The sequence below is a fragment of the Prevotella sp. AM23-5 genome (assembly GCF_003473645.1).
Lineage (GTDB): Bacteria > Bacteroidota > Bacteroidia > Bacteroidales > Bacteroidaceae > Prevotella > Prevotella copri_A.
Genome location: NZ_QUCG01000002.1, coordinates 101233 through 128175, shown reverse-complemented (window position 1 = coordinate 128175; position 26943 = coordinate 101233). Strand labels below are relative to the sequence as shown.

At 45.9% G+C, this 26943-nt stretch carries 19 protein-coding genes; 13 read left to right on the top strand and 6 right to left on the bottom strand.

Translation table 11 applies throughout. The annotated features are described in order from the left end of the window. The first annotated feature begins 18 nt into the window (after window positions 1–18). From kdsB to DW657_RS01225, 8 genes are all read left to right on the top strand, one after another. Window positions 19–762, top strand: coding sequence for a 3-deoxy-manno-octulosonate cytidylyltransferase (gene kdsB / locus DW657_RS01260; protein ID WP_117664004.1), 744 nt, complete (start codon window positions 19–21; stop codon window positions 760–762). Between the two features lie 252 nt (window positions 763–1014). Beyond that, a complete protein-coding gene (gene tilS / locus DW657_RS01255; protein ID WP_118311111.1) occupies window positions 1015–2382 on the top strand; it encodes a tRNA lysidine(34) synthetase TilS in 1368 nt (455 codons plus the stop codon). A gap of 87 nt (window positions 2383–2469) precedes the next feature. Beyond that, window positions 2470–4188, top strand: coding sequence for a GH25 family lysozyme (locus DW657_RS01250; RefSeq protein ID WP_233546579.1), 1719 nt, complete (start codon window positions 2470–2472; stop codon window positions 4186–4188). 113 nt (window positions 4189–4301) lie between these two features. Further along, the gene (locus DW657_RS01245) at window positions 4302–5174 is read left to right on the top strand and encodes an RNA polymerase sigma factor RpoD/SigA (protein ID WP_089542470.1); all 873 of its coding nucleotides are present in this window, start codon (window positions 4302–4304) and stop codon (window positions 5172–5174) included. A gap of 124 nt (window positions 5175–5298) precedes the next feature. Then, complete coding sequence (locus tag DW657_RS01240; RefSeq protein ID WP_118311110.1) at window positions 5299–7404, top strand: DUF5686 family protein; 2106 nt, start codon at window positions 5299–5301, stop codon at window positions 7402–7404. Between the two features lie 52 nt (window positions 7405–7456). Continuing rightward, entirely contained in the window at window positions 7457–10723 is a 3267-nt protein-coding gene (locus DW657_RS01235) for an exodeoxyribonuclease V subunit beta (RefSeq protein WP_118311109.1), read from the top strand. Between the two features lie 41 nt (window positions 10724–10764). Further along, a complete protein-coding gene (locus tag DW657_RS01230; protein WP_118311108.1) occupies window positions 10765–13701 on the top strand; it encodes a PD-(D/E)XK nuclease family protein in 2937 nt (978 codons plus the stop codon). Between the two features lie 169 nt (window positions 13702–13870). After that, entirely contained in the window at window positions 13871–14488 is a 618-nt protein-coding gene (locus tag DW657_RS01225) for a sigma-70 family RNA polymerase sigma factor (protein WP_089542466.1), read from the top strand. Window positions 14489–14614: 126 nt separating this feature from the next. On the opposite strand, the gene DW657_RS01220 is transcribed toward DW657_RS01225, so the two are convergent. Further along, window positions 14615–15034, bottom strand: a complete 420-nt coding sequence (locus tag DW657_RS01220) for a helix-turn-helix domain-containing protein (RefSeq protein WP_089542465.1) — start codon at window positions 15032–15034, stop codon at window positions 14615–14617. Window positions 15035–15219: 185 nt separating this feature from the next. Here DW657_RS01220 and DW657_RS01215 point away from each other — a divergent pair, with 185 nt between their 5' ends. From DW657_RS01215 to DW657_RS01195, 5 genes are all read left to right on the top strand, one after another. After that, window positions 15220–17127, top strand: a complete 1908-nt coding sequence (locus tag DW657_RS01215; protein WP_118311107.1) for an LTA synthase family protein — start codon at window positions 15220–15222, stop codon at window positions 17125–17127. Between the two features lie 63 nt (window positions 17128–17190). After that, window positions 17191–17880: a phosphatase PAP2 family protein gene (locus DW657_RS01210; RefSeq protein WP_118311106.1), complete on the top strand. Its 690-nt coding sequence runs from the start codon at window positions 17191–17193 to the stop codon at window positions 17878–17880. A 45-nt stretch (window positions 17881–17925) separates the two neighbouring features. Next, complete coding sequence (locus tag DW657_RS01205; RefSeq protein WP_117663546.1) at window positions 17926–18318, top strand: hypothetical protein; 393 nt, start codon at window positions 17926–17928, stop codon at window positions 18316–18318. Between the two features lie 259 nt (window positions 18319–18577). After that, a complete protein-coding gene (locus tag DW657_RS01200; RefSeq protein ID WP_118311105.1) occupies window positions 18578–20296 on the top strand; it encodes a glutamine--tRNA ligase/YqeY domain fusion protein in 1719 nt (572 codons plus the stop codon). 14 nt (window positions 20297–20310) lie between these two features. Beyond that, on the top strand, window positions 20311–20952 hold the full coding sequence (locus tag DW657_RS01195; protein ID WP_301332429.1) for a DedA family protein: 642 nt from the start codon (window positions 20311–20313) through the stop codon (window positions 20950–20952). Between the two features lie 90 nt (window positions 20953–21042). On the opposite strand, the gene DW657_RS01190 is transcribed toward DW657_RS01195, so the two are convergent. The 5 genes from DW657_RS01190 to aspS all read right to left on the bottom strand — a co-directional run bounded on the left by DW657_RS01190 (window position 21043) and on the right by aspS (window position 26881). Further along, window positions 21043–22113 (bottom strand): mannose-1-phosphate guanylyltransferase, encoded by a 1071-nt coding sequence (locus DW657_RS01190; protein WP_118311103.1) that lies wholly within the window; start codon window positions 22111–22113, stop codon window positions 21043–21045. A gap of 142 nt (window positions 22114–22255) precedes the next feature. Then, window positions 22256–23743, bottom strand: coding sequence for a xylulokinase (locus DW657_RS01185; protein WP_118311102.1), 1488 nt, complete (start codon window positions 23741–23743; stop codon window positions 22256–22258). 382 nt (window positions 23744–24125) lie between these two features. Next, on the bottom strand, window positions 24126–24470 hold the full coding sequence (locus DW657_RS01180; RefSeq protein WP_118311101.1) for a hypothetical protein: 345 nt from the start codon (window positions 24468–24470) through the stop codon (window positions 24126–24128). 157 nt (window positions 24471–24627) lie between these two features. Then, window positions 24628–24942: a winged helix-turn-helix domain-containing protein gene (locus tag DW657_RS01175; protein WP_118311100.1), complete on the bottom strand. Its 315-nt coding sequence runs from the start codon at window positions 24940–24942 to the stop codon at window positions 24628–24630. A gap of 181 nt (window positions 24943–25123) precedes the next feature. Beyond that, window positions 25124–26881, bottom strand: a complete 1758-nt coding sequence (gene aspS / locus DW657_RS01170; protein WP_118311099.1) for an aspartate--tRNA ligase — start codon at window positions 26879–26881, stop codon at window positions 25124–25126. Window positions 26882–26943 lie beyond the last annotated feature (62 nt).

Below are 26943 nucleotides of genomic sequence, written 5' to 3'. Positions count from 1 at the left end.
AAAATAAAAAAGAAGCTTATGAAATTTATCGGTATTATTCCAGCAAGATACGCTTCAACGCGTTTCCCTGGCAAGCCTCTTGCCATGCTTGGTGGCAAGCCTGTTATTCAGCATGTATATGAAAAGGTGGCTGCTGTTTTAGAAGAAGCATACGTGGCTACTGACGATGAGCGCATTTTCAATGCTGTGGAAGCTTTTGGCGGTAAGGCGGTAATGACCCGTACCGACCACAAGAGCGGAACCGACCGTATAGAGGAAGCCATCGAGAAGATTGGCGGCGACTGGGATGTCATCGTCAACGTACAGGGCGATGAACCTTTCGTGGCAAAAAGCCAGCTGGAAACCATCTGCCATTGCTTCGATGACCCAACCACCCAAATTGCTACCTTGGGCAAGGCTTTCACCACGATGGAGGCTGTTGAGAATCCAAACAGTCCGAAAATCGCAGTCAGCAACCAGGGATTCGCTCTCTACTTCTCCCGCAGCGTCATCCCATACGTACGAGGTAAGGAGCGAGAGGAGTGGCTCCAGCATTTCCCTTACCTCAAGCACCTGGGCATCTACGCCTATCGCAAGGAGGTGCTCAGAGAGGTAACCCAGCTACCACAAAGTTCACTCGAAATTGCAGAAAGCTTGGAACAGCTGCGCTGGTTGCAGAACGGATACAAGATCAAGGTGGGAACCACAGACGTTGAGACCGTGGGAATCGATACCCCGGAAGATCTCCAGCGCGCTGAGGAGTTTCTGAAAGAAGGACATTAAAGGAAACTTCAAAGTTAGTTTTTCAAGGCAGGGGGAATAAATTCGATTAAAGGAATTACTTTCTACCTTTAAAGGAAAATGTTTCTAGAGTTAGTAGAAAGCTTCGTTCAGTGATATTGAATGTCCGTTCAATAGTTTTGAATGTCCGTTCAATGGTTTTGAATGTCCGTTCAATGATTTTGAACGGAACTTTCTTCTAGTCTTAAAAACAATTTCAACCGTACAGGTCGAAAAGATTCAGGAATATAGAATATGAACAAGATAGAAACAATTGTCAGAAACTATATCGTGCGCCATGGAATGTGGAAGCACGACGGTTTTTATATTGTTGCCCTCTCAGGAGGAGCAGACAGTGTGGCTCTGCTCCTGATTCTCAAGAACCTGGGGATGTCCATCCATGCAGCCCACTGCAACTTCCACCTGCGTGGCGAAGAAAGCGAGCGCGACGAACAATTCTGCGTAGATCTCTGCGAGCGTGAAGGCATCTGCCTGCATCGCATCCACTTCGATACCCTCACCTATGCCGAAAAGCACAAGGTGAGTATCGAGATGGCTGCCAGGGATCTGCGCTACCGCTACTTCGCTCAACTTGCCCGAGACATCGAAGCCGACGGCATCTGCGTGGCGCATCACAGAGATGACAACGTGGAAACGCTACTGCTCAATCTGCTGAGAGGTTCGGGGGTGGATGGACTCGCTGCCATTGCTCCCAAAAACGGAAACATCCTGCGCCCCCTACTCTGCATCAGCCGCCAGGACATCCTGGACTATCTCGCAGAAAAGGGGCAAGACTACGTCACCGACTCCACCAACCTGGAGGATGATGCCCTGCGCAACAAGATCCGCCATCACGTGATTCCGCTGTTGGAAACGCTGAATCCTGCTGCCAGGGAGAACATCGCCCAATCGGCTAGATACCTCCGACAGGCTAAGATGATGCTAGATGATGCTGTGGGCGTACCATCGCAGCCCGATGATTCCAGCAATACCATAACCATCGGCAAGCAACTCGTGATGCAGGCGGCAAGTCCGGAGTTCATGCTCCATCAGCTCATCGGCAGCTATGGTTTTCATGGTGAAACCATCGACGGCATCATAGAAAGTATGAACAGTCAGGACGGTGGAATAGGCAAGATTTGGAAAAGCAACGAATACATGCTTTGCATCGACCGCGAAAATCTGCTCGTTACACCCCTGAAAGAAATGGAGAACCTGCAGAAAGAAAAAGCATTCCGCCTTCCGGAAGAAGGAAATTACAGTCTTGCAGGAAACACGAGAATCAGGATTCGCCGCTACCCTCGCACAGCCGACTTTACGCCAAGCAAGGAAAGCCATCGCATCACCCTGGATGCCGATCAGGTAAGTTTCCCGCTCATCTATCGACTCACCCAGCAGGGCGACAGATTCAAACCTTTCGGCATGAAGGGAACGAAGCTGGTAAGCGACTATCTGACAGACCGCAAGCGAAACTATATGGAGAAAATGAGCCAACATGTACTGACCGACAAGACAGGCGAAATCATCTGGCTCATCGGAGAAAGAACATCAGACCACTGCAGAATCACCCCCGACACCCAATCCATCCTGGAGATAGAGCTGGAAGAGAATTCAGAAGTCTGATAAAACAACAGATAAGATAAGAACTATAGATTATAGATAAGAACTATAGATAAGGGAGAGAAAAGAAATATAGGAGGAATTGAAACAATGACAAACAACAGAAAGAAAGGCATCAGAATAGCTGGTGCCCTATTTATCATTCTACTTTGCGCCCTTGGATATTGGACCTACCGCTGTCTGAATCCCACAAGAGAACAGGTGCAGGCAGCCAAAGCCAGAATAGAAGCCTACAGCTGCTACGAAATAAGAAGAAACGGCAAAACCATGCTGCGATTCGAAGAAGATACCACCACACTGGCAGCAACCTTCATGAACCGCTGGGCACTCGTTCCTTCATGTCAGGGACGACTCGCAGCATCCAACAATACCGACATCACCCGAAACCGCTATCAGGGACTCGATGCAGACAGTGTGCTGGTAGAGAAAGTGGATTCACTCGACAGTCTCTACAAGGATTCGAAATGGAAAGAAAGTGAGCTGGCATACTATATCCACTCCCACAGCGTAATGGATCTGGGATACAACCGAATCTGCGCCTTCGAAAACCGCGAGAAGGTATTGAGAGATTCTACCAAGAAGATGCTCGACTCGCTGCATCATATACAGGGAAAAACGCCTTCAGACAAGACAGACCAGAAAGACGGCAAACTGGTATTGGTACACCTTATTAAATATAAGGCATTCTACACCGATGAAAACGGCAAGACCCGAAGCGAAGACTGCAAGCTCATCCAGACGAATGCAGATGAAAGAAAAGACAGACAGTACTGCCACCTCTTTCAGCTGGCATCAGAAACAACCCCTGACGGTATCTACGGCATTGCACCCCGCACAGCCATCGGAATCGTAAACCTACAGGGAGCCACCCACCGAGACACCATCAACTATGAACAGCGCCATGACTCACTGGGTTATTTCTCAGGCAGCTACGACAGTCTCTACCAGGCAGAAGGCTACGGCACCTGGATGGGGCACGACGGTTCCTACTACGAAGGAGAATGGAAGAATGGAGAAAGAAACGGATGGGGATTCAGCATCGCACCCAAGAAGCCACTGAGAGTAGGCGAATGGAAGAAAGACAAATACAAGGGAGAGCGACTGGTATATACCTCACAGCGAATCTATGGTATCGATATCTCGAAACATCAGCACATCAAAGGCAGAAAGCGATATCAGATAAACTGGAAGAAACTGCGCATCACGCATCTGGGAAACATCAGCAGAAAAACCGTGGCAGGCAACGTAAACTACCCGATCCGCTTCATCTACATCAAGAGCACAGAGGGTAAATCAATCGTGAATCCTTACTATAAGAAAGACTATAGCGCAGCTCGCGCACATGGCTATAAAGTAGGCACTTACCACTTCTTCAGCACCAGAACACCAGCCGTTGCTCAAGCAAATCATTTCCTCAGACACAGCTGCATCAGGAGAGGAGATTTTCCGCCGGTTCTCGACCTGGAACCATCGCATAGCCAGATCAGCAAGATGGGAGGTCCGGGCGTTCTCTTCGCAAGAGTAAGAACCTGGTTAAGACTGGTGGAAAGAGCCACGGGCGTAAAACCTATCCTCTACATCAGTCAGATCTTCGTAAACCGCTATCTGCCTGCAGCACCCGATCTGAAGCACAACTATAAAATATGGATTGCCCGCTATGGCGAATACAAGCCAGACATCCACCTGGTATATTGGCAGCTATGCCCGGATGGCCGTGTGGCAGGCATCCACGGAGCCGTAGATATCAATGTATTCAATGGTTATCAAGACGCCTTCACAAAATTCTCTCAAAATGAGGTAGTTAGATAAAATTTCGAAAAATCAAGTATTTTTAGTTAAATTATGTTATAGAAAAGTACAACCTATTACATTTTTTACTAACTTTGTGGAGTTTAGTAACAAAATTTGGGGGTAGGATTATCATGAGACAACTTAAGATACAAAAGAGCATAACCAATCGAAATAGTGAAGCACTAGATAAATATCTGGTAGAGATCGGCAGAGCGCCAATGATCTCTATAGAGGAAGAGATAGAGCTGGCACAGCAGATAAGAAAGGGAGGCAGAGTTGGCGAAAGAGCCAAGAACAAATTGGTAGAAGCCAACTTGAGATTCGTGGTGTCTGTGGCAAAACAGTATCAGCATCAGGGACTCACACTCACCGATCTTATTGACGAAGGCAACATCGGACTCATCAAGGCTGCAGAACGTTTCGATGAGACCCGCGGATTCAAATTCATCTCCTATGCTGTATGGTGGATTCGCCAAAGCATCCTCCAGGCAATAGCAGAACAGAGCCGCATCGTGAGACTGCCTTTGAACCAGGTGGGTTCGCTCAACAAGGTAAATCAGGAAATCAACCGATTTGAGCAGGAAAACCAGCGCCGCCCTAGCGTAGAGGAACTGTCTGCCCGCACCGGTGTAGATGAAGATAAAATCTCTCAGAGTATGATGGCTAGCGGTCATCATGTAAGCATCGATGCACCATTCGGCGAAGATGATGACAACTCGATGGCAGATGTGATGTCGAGCGGAGACGACAGCCGTACCGACAAGCACGTGGATCATGAGAGTATGGCTCAGGAGCTGAAACAGGTTCTCAACAAATGTCTGAAGGAAAGAGAGCGTAAGATCGTATGCGCCTGCTTCGGTATCGACGAGACCGAGAAGGGTCTGGAAGAAATAGGAGACAAGATGGGATTGACACGCGAAAGAGTTCGACAGATCAGAGAGAAGAGCATCACCAAGCTCAGAGAATCCGGCAAGATCGGTATTCTGATGAAATATCTGGGATAAAGATAAATTTTCTGGGATAAAAAAGTATAATATCAAGCTAAAAGTTTGGACTTTCAAGATATTTACATTAACTTTGCAATCGGGTGTGGCAACTCAGCCTCACCCGATTTTTTTATAGACAAATATGAAGATACAACTGATTCGCATCATAGCGGCTGTCATCCTTTTGACTATCAGCTTTCCTCTGACAACAGAAGCCAGAAGAGTGAAGGCTAAGGACGCCATCACAGACTCCGTGATGCAGCGTATCTTCTGTTATGCCCAAAAGATAGATACCACGGGAAGAGGAAGCCATTCGAGCTATGCCTACACCAAATTCCAGATGCGTACCAACAAGCGAAACGCCACCCTGGCTCTCGTTCCTACCATGTACGCCATCTCCTATGGTGCAGGCAGAAAGTTTATCAGCGAATTCTACAACCGCATCGAAGTGAATGAGAAGGGAGCACCTGTCATCCACCGACTGCTCAATCTCAGTACCATTCCACACCGCAAAAGTACGATGAGCACCGCGCTCAACTACATGACGCCGAATGTGTATGGAGAAAACCTCTTTCAGGAGAACATCCTCTCCCCTTTCCATCGTTCCAACAGACGATACTACAAGTACTCCGTCACGCCACTGCTCTATGGTATGGCTCAGGTTTACGCCTACCCACGCATCAAAAACACCCAGCTGGTAGAGACCCGGGCGATCGTCCGCATCCAAAACGGACAGATTCAGATGTGCGACTTCGAGGGAGAATACGATATGACCCGTTTCTACATCTCCGTGACGATGGGCAAGGAAGGCTTCAAGTCGCTGGGACCGGTCAAGTGCGACATGCGCGCCAACTTCAGTTTCATGGGCAATAAGATTACCGGCAAATACACCACCATATATGATCTGCCAAAAGTACTGGAAGATACTATCAGGAATAGCGCAGATACCGCTATGATGTCAAAAGTGCGACCTATCAAACTGAACACCGATGAGGAAATGATCTATCGCATCTATTACGACAGACAGGAAGAGCGAAAAAGGAAAGCAGCAGCACAGGGAGAAAAGAAGAAAGATTTCGCAAAAGATGTGCTCTGGGATATCGTAGGCGATAACCTGCTGAACAGAATTTCCAGCGACTTCGGCAAAAAGCAACAGGGCTATTTCCGCATCGACCCATTGTTCAATCCATTATATATGGGTTATTCGGAATCCAAGGGTGTGGTGTATAAGTTCAAGATCAACGGACAGTATGCCTTCAATGACAATATCCAGCTTTCTGCCGGAATAAAAGGCGGTTACAGTTTCCGCCAGCATCGTTTCTACTACAGTATTCCTGTCAGACTCAACTACAATACCCGTCACGAGGGTTATCTGCAGCTGGAAATCGGTAACGGCAACCGCATCAACACCAATAAGCTGGCACGCCAGGCGTTGGGATACATGGATCCGAAAGACAGCATCGGAGGTTTCTCGCCAGCGGAGATACCTTCTCTTCTGATGGGAAAATCCACCTTTACGGAATTCAAGGATAATTACATGCGACTCACCAACCACTGGCGCCTCTCCCCACATTGGGCGATGGAACTGGGAATGGTAGCGCACAACCGCATTGCCATCCGTCCGGACTTTTATCAATCCATAGGCTATCCGGATAAATACAAGTCTGTGGCTCCTGCCATCGGAATAGAATGGAGACCTAAAGCAGAGAAAGGCATCGTGCTGAAACTCGACTATGAGCAAGGTTTCAAAAACCTGCTGGGCAGCAACATCGACTACGGAAGAGCCGAGTTTGATGCCCAGACGATTCTCTATTCTTCCCGCAGGCAATCGTACTCGATGCGTTTCGGAACAGGTTTCTATACCCGAAGAGGAGCACACTGGGACTTCGTTGATTACACCAACTTCCACGACAACAATATTCCGGGAGGCTGGAACGATGAATGGTCGGGCGATTTCGAACTGCTGTCGTCCTACTGGTATAATGCCAGCAACTATTACCTGCGTGCCAACTTCACCTATGAATCTCCGATGATTCTTGCCGCCTGGCTTCCGCTGATAGGCAGATATGTAGAATCAGAAAGACTCTATACCAGCGGTCTGGTGGTAAAACACCTCTACCCTTATACAGAGTGGGGCTATGGTGTAAGCACGCGTCTGATGTCGCTCGGCTTCTTCGCAGCATTCAGACAGGGAAAGTTTGATGGCGTAGGCTGCCGCTTCGGCTTCGAACTTTTCAGAAACTGGTAGAATCCGCTACGGGATATTCCCTTATAAATCAAGAAAATAAAAAGAACAATATATGAATTCACAACTCACCGTTTACAAGGCAAGTGCGGGATCGGGTAAGACCTTTACCCTTGCCCGCGAATACATGACCCTGGTGATAGACAATCCCCACGCCTATCGCACCATTCTGGCTGTAACCTTTACCAACAAGGCTACAGAAGAGATGAAACTGCGTATTCTCGGACAGCTCTATGGCATTGCCCACGAGCTGCCCGAATCAGATCAGTATCTGGTACAGATACATGCCGCACTCCCCCATCTTTCGGAAAAACAGATCAGAAAGAATGCGGAAGAGGCTTTGCGCCTGCTCATCCATAACTACAACTATTTCAGAGTAGAAACCATCGACACCTTCTTTCAGAGTGTCTTGCGAAATCTGGCACGAGAACTCGACCTCACAGCCAACCTGCGTATCGGGCTGAACGATTATCAGGTGGAACAGCAAGCTGTGGATGAACTGATAGAAAGTCTGGAAAGCACCGACAAACTGCTTTTCTGGATCATGGATTACATCAAGGAAAACATCGCAGACGACAAGAGCTGGAATGTGATCGGTCAGATCAAGTCCTTTGGTGAGCACATCTTCCGTGATTACTACAAGGAGCACGCCGACGAGCTGTCAAAACGAATGGAAGAAGAAGGCTTCTTCGAAGCATTCAAGGACAAGATGAAGGATACCCGAAACCAGGCTAAAGAACAATTCGAAGAAATCGCAGCTTCCTTTTTCGATGCGCTGGAAGAGGAAGGATATTCGGCTGATGACCTCAACAACAAGACAAGGGGTATCTGGAGCTACTTCAATAAATTGAGAAACGGAAAATACGGAGACGATGACGTCAAAAACATGACTTTAGCAAAATGCTTGGATAATCCGGAAAACTGGGTCAAGAAGTCGGAAGTCAAGAACAATTCTCCACTCTATCAGCATGTGGTGAATACTCTACATCCTATCCTCCAGTTCTCTGAAAAGCACCGCCACATGCTCGAAAGAATGTACAAGAGCGCCAACCTCACCATCAAGCACCTCAACCAGCTGCGCCTCTTGGGCAGCATAGACAAGAAGGTGAGAGAAATGAACCAGGAGGCTAACCGCTTTCTGCTCAGCGACACACAGACATTGCTTCACTCACTCATCCAAGGCAGCGACTCTCCTTTCATCTTCGAGAAAATCGGTACCCAGCTGAACCACGTGATGATAGACGAGTTTCAGGATACCAGCACCATACAGTGGAAAAACTTCAAGGTGCTGCTGGAAGAAACGATGAGCCGAGAAGATGCAGGCAACCTGATTGTAGGAGATGTAAAACAGAGTATCTACCGCTGGCGCTCAGGCGACTGGCGACTTCTCAACAACATAGAAGATCAGTTTGAGAATCCGAAGAAACAACTGGATGTAGAGACCCTTGCCACCAACTATCGCTCAGACCGCAATGTCATCAACTTCAACAATGCCTTCTTCGTAGAAGCTGCCCAGCAGGAATATAACGAACTGGCAGAAACGATACCCGAAACAGCCCAGCAACTGCTTACAGCCTATGCCGATGTAAAACAGGAAGTTCCGGAGAAGAAAAAGGTGCAGGGATATGTGGAGGTGCGACTCCTCAAGACACAGGAAGAGGACGATGAAAATGATGCAGAAAATAAAGAAGACCGCATGATGCAACTCTGTCTGCAGACAGTAGATGAGTTGACTGCACGTGGTGTTCCCACCCACCGTATCGCTATCCTCGTGCGCAACAACCGCACCATCCAGGATATCGCAGCCTACTTTATGGAGCATTCAGACTATGAGATGGTTTCAGACGAAGCATTCCGTCTTGACGCTTCGCAGGCAGTACAAATACTCATCACAGCCCTGAAGCTGCTGATGCACCCTGCCGACGATATAGCCCGCGCCACACTCTTGAAGTTTGCCCATACTTATCTGGATGATGAAAAGGTGGTTGAGCAGATTACAGAGAATCGACAGAAATTGCTGGAGATGCCTCTACTCGACCTGACCGAAAGACTGTTTACGGAACTTCACCTTGGCGAGATAGAAGATATGAAAGTGCAAAGTGCCTACGTATGTGCCTTCTACGACAAGTTGAATTCCTTCCTGACAGACAACAGCAGCGACATCGAGGCGTTTCTCCAGGAATGGGAAAACAATCTTCACGAAAAAAGCATCCATAGTGACGGCATCGAGGGCATCCGACTCATCACTATCCACAAGAGTAAGGGACTGGAATTCGACCATGTCATCATGCCATACTGCGACTGGCAGCTGGAGAAAGCCAATACTATCTGGTGTACTCCTCAGGAAGCTCCTTACAACGAACTCCCTCTGGTACCTGTAGATTTCAGTGCCAAGCAGATGAAGGGAAGCATCTATGAAGATGACTACCATCACGAACATCTGCAGAACATCGTAGATAATCTGAACCTGCTCTATGTGGCATTCACCAGAGCCAGTCATAATCTCTATGTCTTCGGCAAACGCGCATCTACCGCGTACCGTTCGGGAATCATCGAAAAATCACTGGAAACTGTTGCTGAGAAGCTGAAGCAAAATGCAGAGAAAGAAGCATACGAAATGCTTACCGACGCGGTAAATGTAGAGTTGGAAGGCATCGGTACAGACAGCAAGACCAACGACATTCTCTTTAAATATGGCGAACCGGTGGTACCCAAGCAAAAAGTAAAGATGGAGATGAAAATCAACAGAAATGTCTTTACGATGCCTGCAGAAATGATGCAGATAGATATCAATGTATCACCTAAGCTGCCAGAGTTCAGACAGAGTAACAAGAGCCGCGATCTCATCAAAGGAGACGAACAGGAAGAACAGCAGAAATTCTATATCAAGATGGGTACAGTACTGCACAGTCTCTTCTCTACCATCCGCACAAGAGATGATATTGAAGGAGCACTGAAACAGCTGGAACTTGATGGAGTTCTCTACGATGAAAACATCTCGCGAGACAGAGTGGAGAAGATGATTCGCAAACGTCTGGAATCAGACAAGGTAAGCGACTGGTTCTCTGACCGATGGAATGTTTTCAATGAGTGTTCCATCATCAGCACTGACAAGGACGGAAATATGGTAGAACACCGCCCAGACCGAGTGATGAAAGATGAGCACGAAACCGTGGTGGTAGATTTCAAATTCGGTAAACCGAAGCCGGAGTACCACGACCAGATAAAAGGCTACATGAAGCTGCTCGAAAGTATGGGACATGCTCATGTCAAGGGATACCTCTGGTACGTTTATCCGAACAAAATAGAAGAAGTATTATAGATGAATAAAAGAAATGCAAAGATAATAAAAAACAATATACAATGAAAGCATTCTTGAAAACAGTAGCCCAGGATATGCTGGCGAAATACGGCACCAACATGAGCGACATCGCAGTGGTTTTTCCCAACAAACGTGCAGCGCTCTTCCTCAATACCTATCTGGCGCAATTGGCCGGCAAGCCAATCTGGACTCCCACATACATCACCATCAGCGACCTCTTCCGCCGACACTCCGACCTGAAGGTTGCTGACCCAATCAAGTCTATCTGCGACCTGCACAAGGTATTCGTAGCATGCACAGGCATTGACGAGACCCTCGACCACTTTTACGGTTGGGGGCAGCTCCTACTTGCGGATTTCGACGATGTAGATAAGAACATGGTAGATGCCAAACTGCTCTTTGCCAATCTGAGTGACATCCATGAACTCGACGATGTTTCTTATCTCACAGACTATCAGAAAGCAATGATCAAGAAATTCTTCAGCAATTTCTCTGATGATCACAATACAGAACTGAAGAAGCGATTCCTGCAGTTATGGTCACATTTCTACGATATCTACGTAGGATTCAACCAGAAACTGGCCGAACAGAAACTGGCTTATGAAGGAGCGCTCTATCGCAAGGTAGTAAACGATGAAAATATAGACTTCCATTACAAGAAGTATCTCTTCATCGGTTTCAATATGATGCAGATAGTAGAACAGACACTATGCGACCGACTGCTGAAACAGGGCAAAGCCCTTTTCTACTGGGATTACGACAAGTACTATATGGAGGGACAAAATGAAGCCGGCCACTACATCCGTCAGTATCTGAAGCACTATCCCAACGAACTTGCCAGCTATCCGCAGAAAGACATCTACGACAACATGTCGAAGAACAAGGATATCACCTACATATCTGCACCAACAGAGAACATCCAGGCCAGATACGTAAACGCCTGGCTCAAGGAGCACAACCGCTACAAGATGGGGCGCAATGTAGCCATCGTACTGAGCGACGAAAACCTCTTGCAGAGTGTGATACATTCACTTCCGGAAGAGGTGAAAAGCGTCAATATCACGATAGGTTATCCTTTGCAGCAAACACCATTCTACAGTCTCATCCAGCAGCTCATCCAGTTGCAGGGAATAGGTCATCCACAGCATAGCGAGACCTACCGTCTTCATTACGTGCTCACAGCATTGCGCCATCCCTATACGAGATTCATCAGCTCTCGATATACCGACCTGCTTGAAAAGCTGGAAGAGCAGAAACGCTTCTACCCATCGCGCGATTTCCTCAGTATGGATGGAGACGAAGGACTCTCTCTGCTTTTCAGAAACCTGGAAGAGCAGACGGCAGAAGCCACGCAAAACAGCTACAACAAGCAGCTCATCAGCTACTTGCTTGATATTCTGCGCATGATAGGAACCCAGGCAAAGGATTTGAATGATCCGCTATTCCACGAATCACTCTATCGCACCTACACCCTACTCAACCGTCTGCAGGAACTCATCACATCCGGCGACCTAGAGGTAGATACCATCACTCTGGAGCGACTGATACAGCAGCTCATCCAGACCACAAGCATACCATTCCATGGCGAGCCGGCAGAAGGAATACAGGTAATGGGTGTACTCGAAACCAGAAACCTCGATTTCGATCATATTCTGGTTCTATCCTGCAACGAAGGCAAAATTCCAAAGGGCGTGAACGATTCTTCATTCATCCCCTACTCCCTGCGCAAAGCTTACGGTCTCACCACCGTAGAAAACAAGGTAGCCATCTTTGCCTACTACTTTCACAGTATGTTGCAGCGTGCCCACGACATCACGCTTACCTACAACAATGCTACGGAAGATGGTCAATCGGGCGAGATGAGCAGATTCATGCTCCAGCTGATGGTAGAAAGTCAGCATCCTATCGTTCGCAAGACCCTCATCGCTGGTCAGAAACCCCTTCGCCCGGCATACGACGAAGAGCCAAAGACCGAAGAAGTGATGAAGGTACTTGACGACGTGAGAATGCTCACACCTACTTTTCTCAATACATACCAGAGATGCCAGAAGCAGTTCTATTATAAATATGTAAAGGGATTGCTGGAACCGGATGAAATAGATGAAGACGAAGTAGATAACCGCATCTTCGGAAACATTTTCCATCGGGCAGCAGAACTCTTCTACTATGGCTTTGCCAGCAAGAGCGATATCCAGACAGATGAGAAAGGAAAGCAGCAGCTCATCCGCCCAATCGTCATCACAGCAGACATACTGGACCAGGCGATGAAGGATAAGATGCTGGTAGATAGACTGGTAGATCAGGCCTTCAGAGAAGAGCTCTTCAAGGTAGGCAACAACGACTATCATCCGAAATACAACGGTCTGCAACTCATCAACAAAGAGGTAATAGCCAGCTATTTGCGACAGCTCATCTCCATAGACAGACGCCAGACACCATTTACCATCATCGGTATGGAATTGGTAGTTTCAGATACACTGAAAGTCAACACAAGCAGGGGCGAAAAGCAGTTCAGGATCGGTGGTTTCATCGACCGTCTGGATGCCATTTCTCCTATATCGAACATCTCTGAACGCATCAGAGTCATCGATTACAAGACGGGAAGAGCACAGACAACCCATCCTAAGGATATAGCTGAGATTTTCTCGGCAGCTCCCCAGGCACTGAGCAAGCATACGGATTATTATCTGCAGGCTTTCCTCTACTCGATGATCATCAAGAACAGCAAAAGATACAATTCTGCCCAGGATCCCGTATCACCAGGCTTGCTGTTCATACAGAATGCTGGTGCAGAAGACTACGACCCAACCCTTAAACTAGGCAGGGAAAAGATAGAAGACATCACACCGTATGAAGAAGACTTCATGGCACATCTCCGCAGTCTGATTGCCGACATCTACAATCCCGCATTGCCACTGCGTCCTACCTGCGACAAGAAACGTTGCGAGTATTGTCCATACGCCGGACTATGCAAATAGGTATTGCAGAATGTTAAAATGAGAAATATTTGGGAGCAAAATTTGTTTCTTCAAATATTTCTCTGTATTTTTGCAGTAGAGAGAGCCACTACGCAATCACGCAAGAGTTTCTCTCGGCAGAAAATTGCATCATAAACATCATTCATGAATTAAAAGACCCAAAGGAGATATGACAGAGAAAGAAATCAATAAGTTAGTAAGCGATAACATCAACTACGTAAAATCGGTAGCCAACCACTATCGTGGTAATGGTGTTGACTTCGATGACTTGGTTAGCGAAGGAACTTTGGCGATGCTCACGGCAGCTCAAAAATACGATGCCGAACGCGGTTCGCAGTTTGTGGCTTATGCATCCCCTTTCATTCGCAAGGCGATGCAGCAGACAATCGACAAGCAGGCTGCACTCTATCGGGTACCAAAGGATCAGAAAAAGCATGCTCCACGCAATGCAGCAAAAGCTGTTTCCATCGATGCCCCTATCAGTGAGGGAAACAAGTACACTCTACTCGACATCCTGATCAACAAGGATGCCCAGCCGGCAGACGACAATACAGCTTTCGCCCAGATGCTCAACGACTTGGAACGTTGCGTTGGAGAACTGGAAGAACGCGACCGCATAGTCATCTCTAAGTTCTATGGTATAGGAATGGCCCATGAAACACTGGCAGAAATAGCAGAAGACCTGCAGCTGAAGCGAGAGCGTGTGCGCCAGATCAGAGACAAGGCGATACGCCAGATATCAAAGAATACAACCAGTAAGGTGCTCAAGCATTTTTTAAGAAAATAAAGTCAGATGATGATCTCTCTTAAATGCCAGCGAATATAGATTGTAATACAAAATAAAAATGGCTGTACAAGAAACTATCCTGTACAGCCATTTTTATATGAGCGGCATTGCTTCTATAAGACGCAGTTATTTATGCTGTGAATGTTCGAGGCGATACTGACGTGGAGTTATGCCCAGACGCTTGTAAAAGTTTGCATAGAAACTTTGACGAGTGCTGAATCCAGCCATCTCACTGATATCTTCCACGCTCATCTTTGCGTAGCGCTTATCTGTGAGCAGCGACATTGCATCGTTCACACGATAGTCATTAACCAACTCTGAATAATTCTTGTGGAATCGAGTTGCACACACTGCTGAAATATAACGAGAGTTCGTGCTCAGGTCCTCAGCCAACTTCTTAGAGTTGTACTCAGGATCCTTGTATTTTCTCTCCGTTACAATCAGACGGATAATCTCATCACGGAGGCGGTCTTTAGTCTCCTCACTCAGCAAGGTTTGATATCTTGCTGACTTCTCTTTTTTGGGTTGAATGTTATACTTAGCCATAATGCGTAATAAATTAATACAACAAAGATACGGCAAAATTATTAAACTACCAAATTTTTTGGCACTTTTTTGAAAAAAACTATAAAAATAATTGTCTATCTCGAAAATTATTCCTAATTTTGCATACAGATACATTATTAATATAGAAATTTTAAACATTAAATATAGAAAAGTTCAACGTTCGTATGAAGCAAATTATATGGTTTGTTAAGACTTATGCTACGTTTGTAGTATTGTTTGTTTTGCAGAAGCCGCTGTTCCTCTTTTTGGAAAAGGGTTCTGCCACACAACCTGTCGACAATATCTTCACGGAGTTGCCTGCCGTTATCTGGCATGGACTTCCACTCGATTTATCGATGGCTGGTTACTTATCTGTGATTCCTGGTTTTCTTTCCATTGCCGTGGTATGGCTGAAAAGAGAGCTGGTTAAACCAATTATGAACATCTACTTCATAATTGCCTCACTTTTCATCACTTGCAGTTTCCTGCTTAACGCAAGTCTTTATCCATACTGGAAGTATCCATTGGACAGTACTCCACTCTTCTACTTCTTCACTTCACCGGCTGATGCCATCGCCAGTGTAAGCATCTGGCAAGTGATTCTTTCAATTGTCATATTGATTGTTCTGACCATTGGAGTTTGGTTCACATTGCGAATGCGAGGCGAGAAACGCCAGCAATACAGTCGCTACAGCTACGGATATGGAGGATTCGGAAGTGGTAAAAGAAATCGATTCGATGACTTCGACCGCCATCGTGGCCGTACATCCATCATACTCCTCCTGCTCACAGGCTTACTCTTCCTGCCTATCAGAGGTGGCATCACCGTTTCTACGATGAACACGGGACAGGCATACTACAGTCAGAACGCCTATCTGAATCACTCAGCCGTGAATCCGCTGTTCAGCCTCCTGGAATCGATTACTCACCAGGAGGACTTCGCCTCACAGTATCGCTTCATGAAAGATAAAGAGGCTGACAAGATATTCGCTACGATGACAAGTACAAGCGATGAGAACACCTACCCTCTGCTCAATGAGGCAACTTTCAAAAAGGGAACTCCTGATATTCTCATTGTCATCATGGAAAGTTTTGCCAGCGACATCATGCCATCCATGGGCTCATACAAGGATGTTGCCGTATGCCTGGATTCCATCGCCCAGCAGAGTATTCTGTTTACACGATTCTATGCCAACAGTTTCCGCACTGACAGAGGTATGGTTTCCATATTGAGCGGCTATCCTGCACAGCCCACAACCAGCATCATGCGCTATCCATGCAAGACGAGCCAGTTGCCATCCATAGCCCGCAACCTGGCGAAATACAAGAATTACAAAACCACCTATTATTATGGTGGAGATGCAGATTTCTGCAACATGCGCTCTTATCTTGTTTCTCAGGGTTATCAGCATATCATTTCTGATGCCAACTTCCCGATAGAAGACAAGCTGAGCAAATGGGGTGTGCCAGACCATATCGTAGCAGCCAGAATGATGGAAGACATCAAGGCACAGCAGAATGAGAAGCGTCCTATGCTGAGAATATTGCAGACTTCCAGCAGCCACGAACCTTTCGAGGTACCTTACCACAGATTGAAAGACAAGCGTCTGAATGCTTTCGCCTACACCGACAGCGTAATGGGTGCTATCGTCAGGGAATACCGCAAACAGCCAAGATGGAAGAATACGCTTATCGTGTTCGTACCAGACCATGTGGGAGGTTACAAGGAAAATCTGAACGACCACGACCGTAGCCGTTACCAGATTCCACTCATCCTGGCAGGTGGAGCTATCTCGCGCCCTATGAAAGTGGGCATCATCGGTTCACAGCATGACATTGCAGCCACCCTGCTCGGTCAGCTGGGAGTAGAGCACAGGGAATTCACTTTCAGTAAGAACATGATGAGTGATGCCACACCTAAATTCGCATTCTTTGCGGTGAACGATGCATTTGGTATTGTTTCAGAAGAGAACTCGCTCATCTACGACAACAGAGCCAAGCGAATCGTATATGACAAAGGCGAAAAAGGCTTTAATCTGAAACGAGGTCAAGCCTATCTCCAGAAGCTATACGATGACTTAGCCAAGAAATAGGCAACATCTTGAATGACAGTAAAAAAGAGAATATAAATATCAACAAAAATAGTAAAGGCAACAATGCTAGAACTCATTCATTACCTGGAACAGATAGATACAACGATATTGCTATTTTTCAATGGCATGCACAACGAACTATTCGATTACTTTATGGTTTTGGTGAGCAACCGATTCACATGGGTTCCATTTTATGCAGCGTTCATCTTCGTGATGATTAAGAATTTCCACTGGAAGGTAACGATAGTCACTATTCTAGCAGTAGCGCTCCTCGTATTGCTCTGTGACCAGACAGCATCAGGCTTACTCAAGCCATTGGTAAGACGTCTCCGTCCAAGCAACCTGGACAACTCCATATCCTATATGGTACACGTGGTTGATGGATACCGGGGCGGCAGATACGGATTTCCGTCCTCCCACTCCGCCAACTCGTGGGGAGTAGCCATATTCGCCATGTATCTGGTAAGAAACAGAAAGCTGAATATATTCCTGGCGTTCTGGGCTGCACTGGTAACATATTCTCGTGCCTATCTGGGAGTACATTATCCTGGCGATTTGCTGGTAGGAGTTCTTATTGGCTTCGTTATGGCATCGATTGTATTCTATGCCTATAACCGTTGGGCAAGCTCATACACCCAGGAGTTTCAGAACGGCAAGAAAAACATCCAGTATGATTATCTCCCCATATCAGTAGGACTGATCAGCATAGCAACAATGTTTACTACAAGTCTGATCATGCTTTTCACATCCTAAAGAAAGTAATATTTTCAAAACATCAATAATTAAAAGATCAAGATTATGAAGAAACTTACATTGATGGCTATTGCCATGGGTATGCTTGCCTTCACAGCATGCACAGAAAAGAAACCAGCTGCTGCCCCTGCAGCTCAGGTAGAAGAGGTGGTTACAGACTCAGCATTCCAGCAGGCTGTTGCTGGTGAATACAAGAGTGCTGACGGAAAGCGCATCATTACTGTCAACGCAGACTTTACAGTAAAGACCACTGGTCTTGACAAGGACTACTTCAAGTGGGATATGGATGTCAAGCCACAGGGTCCATCTGCCAGCATCAACCTCATCCGCAAGGGTCTTGATGCAGAAGTAAAAGACATGGTATCTGTTGATACCGAAGAAGGAACTCTCATCGTTAAGAACGAGACTTACAGAAAGGCAGTAGAAGAGAAGAAGTAATTCTTCCATCTGATACATATTCATCATAAGCTGAGCGCCCCCACATGGTGTGGAGGCGCTTTCTTTGTATTTTTGGGCGCTTTCTTTAACTGTTATTCACTATATTTTCCCCCTCAGAAAACATTTTTTCTTACTTTCCTACATTTCTTCTTAAATTTCGAGCCAAAGAATTTCCGTACTTATAATAAAATTTGTATCTTTGCACCATCAAACGAGAAAAATACTGGTTTTAGAAAATAATAAAGTAATTCTATAGAATATGGCAATTAATGAAGAAAACAAAATCGAGGAGAAAACAAAGAGCATCTCTTTCGTAGAACAGTTGGTTGAGGAAGACCTCAAGGAAGGTAAGAACGCTGGTCGAATCCAGACCCGTTTTCCACCAGAGCCTAACGGCTATCTTCACATCGGTCATGCCAAGGCCATCTGCATGGACTTCGGTGTAGCCGAAAAATACAAGGGTGTCTGCAACCTCAGATTTGATGACACCAACCCAAGTAAGGAAAACAACGAATACGTAGAAAATATCCTCCAAGACATACAGTGGCTCGGCTTTAAGTGGGGCAACATCTATTATGCTTCAGACTACTTTGAGAAGTTGTGGGAGTTTGCTGTATGGATGATCAAGAAGGGACATGCTTATGTCGACGAGCAGACTGCAGAGGAAATTGCAGCCCAGAAGGGTACTCCTACTACCCCTGGTACTGCCAGCCCATATCGCGACCGTCCTATTGAGGAAAGCCTTGCCCTCTTTGAGAAAATGAACACTCCTGAGGCTGTAGAAGGAAGTATGGTACTTCGTGCGAAGCTTGACATGGCTAATCCAAACATGCACTTCCGCGACCCAATCATGTACCGCATCATCCAGACTCCTCACCACCGTACAGGTACCAAGTGGCACGCTTATCCAATGTACGACTTCGCACACGGACAGAGCGACTATTTCGAGGGTGTTACCCACTCTATCTGTACCTTGGAGTTTGTTCCTCACCGTCCACTCTACGACAAGTTCGTCGACTTCCTGAAGGAGATGGATGGCAGCGATGACGTATTGAACGATAACCGTCCTCGCCAGATTGAGTTCAACCGCTTGAACCTCACTTATACAGTAATGAGCAAGCGTAAGCTCCATACTCTGGTAGATGAGCACCTGGTAAATGGCTGGGATGACCCTCGTATGCCAACACTTTGCGGTATGCGTCGCCGCGGTTATTCACCTGAGAGTATCCGCATGTTCATCGACAGCATCGGTTATACCAAGTTCGATGCCCTCAATGACATGGCTCTTCTGGAGGCTTCAGTTCGTGAGGACTTGAACAAAAAGGCTTGCCGTGTAAGTGCCGTACTCGACCCAGTGAAACTCGTCATCACCAATTATCCAGAGGGTGAGAGCGAGGAGATGGAGGCAATCAATAACCCAGAGAACGAGGCAGATGGCACACATACGATTACCTTCTCAAAGAACCTCTGGATTGAGCGTGCCGACTTTATGGAGGATGCTCCAAAGAAGTTCTTCCGTATGACTCCTGGAAAGGAAGTTCGCTTGAAGAATGCCTATATCGTGAAGTGTACAGGCTGTACCAAGGACGAGAACGGTGTCATCACAGAGATTCAGGCTGAATACGACCCTATCAGCAAGAGCGGAATGGAAGGTGCCAACCGCAAGGTAAAAGGTACTCTTCACTGGGTATCTGCCGACCACTGCGTAAAGGCAGAAGTACGCGAGTACGACCGTCTCTTCGCCATCGAAAATCCATCTGCTGACGAGCGCGACTTCCGTGAACTGCTCAACCCAGAGAGCTACCACGATTTCAAGGAATGCTATGTAGAGGAGTATGCTGCAACCAAGAAGCCGGGAGAGTATCTCCAGTTCCAGCGCATCGGTTACTTCATGGCTGATCTCGACACAACAGACGAGAAGCCAGTATTCAACAAGACAGTGGGCTTGAAGGATACCTGGGCAAAGCAGAATAAGTAATATAATTAATAATTATGAATACTGCAGATCTTTTTCTTTGGATTCTGGATAACTTGAATTATTGGGTGGTTGCACTGTTTATGGCAATCGAAAGCTCTTTCATTCCTTTTCCATCTGAGGTGGTTGTTCCACCTGCAGCCTGGAAAGCTATGGATCCAAACAGCGGAATGTCGTTTATTCTGGTCATCGTGTTTGCTACCATCGGTGCAGACCTGGGTGCCCTCATCAACTACTATTTGGCTAAATGGGTAGGTCGCCCTATCATCTATCGCTTTGCTGATAGCCGAATCGGTCACATGTGCCTGATCGACCGCCAAAAGGTGGAAGTAGCTGAGGAGTATTTCCGCAAGCATGGTGCAGCCTCTACCATTTTTGGAAGATTGGTACCAGCCGTTCGTCAGCTCATCAGTATTCCTGCAGGACTTGCCGGAATGCACGTGGGCAAGTTCCTGCTCTACACCACTATCGGTGCAGGTGTATGGAACACTGTTTTGGCAACCATCGGATGGGGTATCTACAAATACACCGATTATAAGACGACTCATGACGTTTATCAACAGGCTGTACAATATAGCCACGAGATTGGTTATGTCATCTTAGCATTGGCTGTAGTCATCGTAGCCTTTATTGCCTATAAGGGTATCAAGAAGAAATAAACTTCTTTCAGAAGCACATATATACAAAAAAACTCTCCATTGAGGTTCAACCTTCAATGGAGAGTTTTTTGTATATATAGATATCAATCATTACTTCTCACTACCTGAGAAAATCTTGATTCGCTGTTCCTCAGACAATTTGCAGATAAGCAAAGTTCCGTCTTCCTCTGCTACAATATAGCCATCCAGGCCCTGGATAACAACCTTCTTCTCATTCATGGTATGAACGATATTGTTCTTGGATTCCACCATCTGGATATTATCTCCAATCAGCGCATTGCCATACATATCCTTATGGCTCTGTGCCAGGAGACTTCCCCATGTACCGAGGTCACTCCATCCAAAGTCGGCAGGCATCACGAAGATTTCCTCCGCTTTCTCCATGATAGCATAGTCAACAGAGATATTCTCGCACTCAGGATAACGCAGATCAATTTCAGCCTGCTCCTTGTCTGTACCATAAATCCTGCGCATACTCTCGAATATCTTGGCAATGCTTGGCTGGTAAACACGGAAGGCATTGACGATGGTTGCGGCACTCATCACGAAGATACCGGCATTCCAGAAGAAACTCTTATCTTGAACATATTGAGTAGCTGTCTCCAAATTTGGTTTTTCCTTGAAATGGTCAACACGGAAGATTTCCTTGTTACGGGCTGAAGGGGTACGGAGATCTGCCTGAATATAGCCATAACCTGTCTCTGGGCGGGTAGGCTTCATTCCCAAAGTAACAATGCTATCAGTCTCACCAGTAAACTTCAAAGCAGATGTTATCACTCTTCTGAATTCGTTGGCATTGGTAACGATATGATCAGAAGGAGATACAACAATATTTGCATGAGGATCCTTTTCCTTGATTCGCCAACTGATATAGGCAATGCAAGGAGCTGTGTTTCTTCTGCATGGTTCCTGCAGAATATTACCCTCAGGGATCTCAGGCAACTGCTCGTGAACCAAGGCTGCATACTTTTTATTGGTTACTACCCAAACATTCTCCGGGTCACAAACACCCTCAAAACGATCGAATGTAAGCTGTAAAAGAGTACGACCTGTTCCTAAGACATCAATAAACTGCTTAGGCTTGTCCACGGTACTCATAGGCCAGAATCTACTGCCTACTCCACCTGCCATAATTACCAAATGATTATTTTTATGAGCCATATTTATACCTTTTTATATAATATTCCGCAAAAGTAATAAAAATAATTGGTTTAAACAAATAAAGGATGGAAAATTATTCCATCCTTTACCATATTTTGAAAAAACTCGTGTTATTCGAGCACTTCCCGTATCAATGCAAAACTTAGAGCTTTCCAAGTTCAGCCTTCCAGTCAGCATAAGCCTCAAGATAAGCACTGCGATTTGCCTCATCAGGCTCAATTACCGCCAATTTCTTAAGAGATGCAAATGCCTCATCATGATCCTTATAGATACCCGCACCGATACCAGCTCCCTTGGCAGCACCAGCACTACCATCGGTCTCGTAAAGCTCGATGGTTGCACCACTCACACCAGCCAGGGTATCACGGAACAGAGGACTGAGGAACATATTTGCCTTTCCAGCATGAACCTTCTTGATATCCATACCCATCTGCTGCATGATCTCCATACCATAGCAGAAACTGAACACGATACCTTCCTGTGCAGCTCTTACGATATGGGCACGATTATGCTTGGTAAAGCTCAAGCCACGGATAGAACAGCCTACTTCACGATTTTCCAATACGCGCTCTGCTCCATTTCCAAAAGGAATAATCTTCACGCCGTCGCTGCCAATAGGCACACCTGCTGCCATATCGTTCATATCTGCATAGCTTACATCTGGCGTGATGTTACGATGTACCCAAGCATTCAGAATACCTGTACCATTTATACAAAGCAGCACTCCCAGACGGTCGAGTTCCGTTGTATAGTTAACATGTGCGAAGGTATTGACACGACTCTTTGGATCGTAATTGACTTCACCGAGCACACCATAGACAACTCCGGAAGTACCTGCGGTGCTGGCAATCTCACCAGGATTGAACACGTTCAGGCTGACAGCATTATTAGGCTGGTCACCTGCACGATAAGAGATAGGAGTTCCCTCCTTCAGGCCAAGTTCCTCGGCAGCAGCCTTGCAGACTACGCTCTGAACTGAGAAGGTAGGAACTATATCTGCGAGCATACTCTCATCGAATCCGAAATAATCAAGCAGGAACTTGGCTGGTTTCTTTGCCTTGAAGTCCCACATCATACCTTCAGAAAGTCCGCTGATAGTAGTCTGAGCCTCACCGGAAAGTTTCATTGCCAGATAATCACCAGGGAGCATAATCTTATCTATCTTATCGAAAAGCTCAGGCTCATTCTCCTTGACCCATGCCAGTTTGGAAGCGGTAAAGTTACCTGGAGAATTGAGCAGATTACGCAAGCAGAGATCCTCACCTAAATCATAGAACGCTTTCTCGCCGTAAGGAACTGCACGGGAATCGCACCAGATGATAGATGGACGCAGAACCTGCTGGTTCTTATCCACACAAACCAGACCATGCATCTGATAGGAAATACCAATAGCAAGAATATCCTCACCTTTGGCACCACACTCCACCATAATCTTCTTGAGAGCCAACTTGGCATTGTCCCACCACATTTGCGGATCCTGTTCAGCCCATCCTGCCTTTACTGCCATGATAGGTGCTTCATGATCAGGATAGAATGCAGAAGCAACAATCTCACCACTATCAACATCTGTAAGAGATGCCTTTACAGAACTTGAACCAACATCAAAACCTAATAAATATCTTCTAGCCATTTGTCCGTTATTTAAAATTGTTTGTTATTACTAAACCTAAAGTATAGAAATGCATTTGATAGAAATGCTCATTCCATTACTCATCATACAAATATAATACGAACAAACTGATAGATTCCCCCCAATAAAAAAGCAATCAAATAAGTTGGTGCCCAACAGGTGTGTTCCACTCGCACATCAGCTGTTGTGCGGTTGGAAAAGCCTACGAACCCGAAAACAAGAATTAATTCTTCAGACAACTTCCATTGCTTCTTCAAACAACTTCTATTGCTCCTTTCGATAACTTACATAGCTTCGTTAGATAACGTAACTAACTTCATTAGACAACGTAACTAACTTAGTTAGATAACGTAACTTAGTTAGATAACTTACCAGACTTCTATCAATTACCAAAGAGATCAAGCTCCTGCGATTGCTTGCTGTTCTCGCAGTCATCCTCCTCTTTCTGTATAGAGGCAGAAGAGAAATCAAGCATCAGCTGCTGCATAGCCGAACTCTTATAGTTGATACGGTAAACTCCATATCCCTTGCCTTTCTCTATGATAGAACTTGGATTCTTGGAATTCTTAATAAGATACTGAGAAACAAAACCATACACATATTTATAATCTAGAGGGGTAAAAATCGAGTTACAAGAATTATAAACATGGCGGACAATCTTCTCCAATTTGAGACCTTGACTGCCAGCTTGTACCAAAACGTTGAATATTTCTTGTTCTAATTTCATATAAATTATGCTAGATGGTTATGATGAAAAGAAATTTGAATAAAGACAGAGAAGAGTGAATAGAAAGAAGTGTAAACAGGAAGAAAAGTGAATAAAAAACAGAAAAGCCGCAGTTTCTTCCACTAAGTTAAGAAACTGCGGCTCTTAAGGTTCTTATTTAAGCGAGAGCTACCTTGTTGTCCTCTTCCTTAATCTTACCCTCTTTGAAGAGCCATCCGATACCAAGGATAGCATCCTCAACACTAATCTTTGCCTGCTTTGCAATCTCCTCCAAAGAGAGAGACTTTTCTGCTGCAGCCAATGCCTGGTAAACATCACCAGCACGGAAACCTGCGTTCTCAGCAGTCAAATAGATAACTTCCTTCTTAGCTGTAGAAGTCTTCTTTGTAGCTGTAGCAGTCTTAGCTGCTGTAGCCTTCTTAGTAGCTGTCTTCTTGGCAGCTGTCTTAGTTGTTGCTTTCTTTTCTACCATGTCTTTAGTAATAATTTGTTCTGAGAAATGTTTGTTTCGTAAGCATTTCCTTAATTATTCTGTTGCAAAATTAAAAAAAATAATTTAAATTTTAGCATTTTAAAGCAGAAAAGTGCTTGTACACAAGAAGTTGCACCGCATTTTTTGACTTACATCAAGATAAATGCGGTGCAATTGATAATTAATCCTTCAAATCAAGCTTAATCTCCAGCTCATCAAGCTGCTTTGGGTCCAGCTCTGAAGGAGCATCAAGCATCACGTCGCGACCTGAATTGTTCTTTGGGAATGCGATGCAGTCGCGGATACTGTCGAGACCAGCCATAATGCTCACGAAGCGGTCAAGACCGAAAGCAAGACCTGCGTGAGGTGGTGCTCCATACTTGAAGGCGTTCATCAGGAAGCCGAACTGAGCCTCAGCACGCTCTGGCGTGAAACCGAGAACCTCGAACATCTTCTCCTGCAACTGAGTATCGTGGATACGGAGAGAACCTCCACCCACTTCAATACCATTGCAGACGAAGTCGTATGCCTTGGCACGAACCTGCTCTGGATGCTCGTCGAGCAATGGGATATCATCAGGATTTGGCATAGTGAATGGATGATGTGTTGCCATCAGGCGCTGCTCCTCATCACTCCATTCGAAGAGAGGGAAGTCAATAATCCAAAGACACTTGAACACGTTCTTGTCACGCAAGCCCAGACGATCACCCATCTCAAGACGGAGTGAGCAAAGCTGGATACGAGTCTTATTGGCATTGTCGCCGCTCAGAATCAAAACGAGATCGCCATCGTTGGCACCCATCACCGTCTTGATTTCTGCAAGCTCCTCTGGAGAGTAGAACTTATCGATGCTACTCTTCACTGTACCATCTGCATTATACTTGATATATACCAAACCCTTGGCACCTACCTGTGGACGCTTTACAAAGTCGGTCAACTCGTTCAACTGCTTGCGGCTATAGTCAGCACAACCAGGAACACAGATACCACCAATATATTTAGCCTCATCGAAAACAGAGAAGTTACCCTTGCCTGTGAAAGCATCCTTCAACTCTACAAACTCCATACCGAAGCGAAGGTCTGGCTTATCGCTACCGAAACGGCGCATAGCCTCATGCCATGTCATCTGCTCCAGCTTAGGAAGCTCTACGCCACGAATCTCCTTGAAGAGATGGCGAGCCATTTCCTCGAAAAGATCGATAACATCATCCTGATCTACGAAGCTCATCTCGCAGTCAATCTGAGTAAACTCAGGCTGACGGTCTGCACGGAGGTCCTCATCACGGAAGCACTTTGCAATCTGGAAGTAGCGGTCGAAACCTGCTACCATCAGGAGCTGCTTCAAAGTCTGAGGGCTCTGTGGAAGAGCATAGAACTGACCAGGATTCATACGAGAAGGAACAACGAAGTCGCGAGCACCCTCTGGTGTACTACCGATGAGGATAGGAGTTTCAACCTCCATGAAGTTCTGTGAATCGAGGAAGTTGCGAATCAAGATACACATACGATGACGCAACTCCAAATTCTTGCGAACCGCAGGACGGCGCAAATCGAGATAGCGATACTTCATGCGAATATCATCACCGCCATCAGTATTATCTTCGATAGTGAAAGGAGGAGTCTGACTCTGAGAGAGCACATTCAGTTCCTTTACCAGGATTTCAATATCACCAGTATCCATTTTAGGATTCTTGCTCTGTCGCTCACTAACTGTACCCTTGATCTGGATGCAATATTCACGACCCAGCTTATTGGCAGCATCACACAAGGCCTTATCATCTGCCTCGTTGAAAACCAACTGTGTGATACCATAACGGTCGCGCAAGTCAACGAATGTCATACCACCCATCTTTCTTGAGCGCTGTACCCATCCGGCAAGTGTAACTTCCTTGCCAGCATCAGAGAGACGAAGCTCTCCACAAGTTTGTGTTCTGTACATACCTTATTATATTATATATTTTTGTTTCTGATGTGCAAAGTTACTATAATTTGGGGAAACAA

Bases quoted from the DNA above. Each gene is read 5' to 3' on its own strand.
- aspS (WP_118311099.1), bottom strand. From the start codon at position 26,881: ATGTACAGAACACAAACTTGTGGAGAGCTTCGTCTCTCTGATGCTGGC.
- DW657_RS01180 (WP_118311101.1), bottom strand. From the start codon at position 24,470: ATGAAATTAGAACAAGAAATATTCAACGTTTTGGTACAAGCTGGCAGT.
- kdsB (WP_117664004.1), top strand. From the start codon at position 19: ATGAAATTTATCGGTATTATTCCAGCAAGATACGCTTCAACGCGTTTC.
- DW657_RS01185 (WP_118311102.1), bottom strand. From the start codon at position 23,743: ATGGCTAGAAGATATTTATTAGGTTTTGATGTTGGTTCAAGTTCTGTA.
- DW657_RS01195 (WP_301332429.1), top strand. From the start codon at position 20,311: ATGAATACTGCAGATCTTTTTCTTTGGATTCTGGATAACTTGAATTAT.
- DW657_RS01240 (WP_118311110.1), top strand. From the start codon at position 5,299: ATGAAGATACAACTGATTCGCATCATAGCGGCTGTCATCCTTTTGACT.
- DW657_RS01190 (WP_118311103.1), bottom strand. From the start codon at position 22,113: ATGGCTCATAAAAATAATCATTTGGTAATTATGGCAGGTGGAGTAGGC.
- DW657_RS01205 (WP_117663546.1), top strand. From the start codon at position 17,926: ATGAAGAAACTTACATTGATGGCTATTGCCATGGGTATGCTTGCCTTC.
- DW657_RS01200 (WP_118311105.1), top strand. From the start codon at position 18,578: ATGGCAATTAATGAAGAAAACAAAATCGAGGAGAAAACAAAGAGCATC.
- DW657_RS01175 (WP_118311100.1), bottom strand. From the start codon at position 24,942: ATGGTAGAAAAGAAAGCAACAACTAAGACAGCTGCCAAGAAGACAGCT.
- DW657_RS01220 (WP_089542465.1), bottom strand. From the start codon at position 15,034: ATGGCTAAGTATAACATTCAACCCAAAAAAGAGAAGTCAGCAAGATAT.
- tilS (WP_118311111.1), top strand. From the start codon at position 1,015: ATGAACAAGATAGAAACAATTGTCAGAAACTATATCGTGCGCCATGGA.
- DW657_RS01225 (WP_089542466.1), top strand. From the start codon at position 13,871: ATGACAGAGAAAGAAATCAATAAGTTAGTAAGCGATAACATCAACTAC.
- DW657_RS01215 (WP_118311107.1), top strand. From the start codon at position 15,220: ATGAAGCAAATTATATGGTTTGTTAAGACTTATGCTACGTTTGTAGTA.
- DW657_RS01250 (WP_233546579.1), top strand. From the start codon at position 2,470: ATGACAAACAACAGAAAGAAAGGCATCAGAATAGCTGGTGCCCTATTT.
- DW657_RS01235 (WP_118311109.1), top strand. From the start codon at position 7,457: ATGAATTCACAACTCACCGTTTACAAGGCAAGTGCGGGATCGGGTAAG.
- DW657_RS01245 (WP_089542470.1), top strand. From the start codon at position 4,302: ATGAGACAACTTAAGATACAAAAGAGCATAACCAATCGAAATAGTGAA.
- DW657_RS01210 (WP_118311106.1), top strand. From the start codon at position 17,191: ATGCTAGAACTCATTCATTACCTGGAACAGATAGATACAACGATATTG.
- DW657_RS01230 (WP_118311108.1), top strand. From the start codon at position 10,765: ATGAAAGCATTCTTGAAAACAGTAGCCCAGGATATGCTGGCGAAATAC.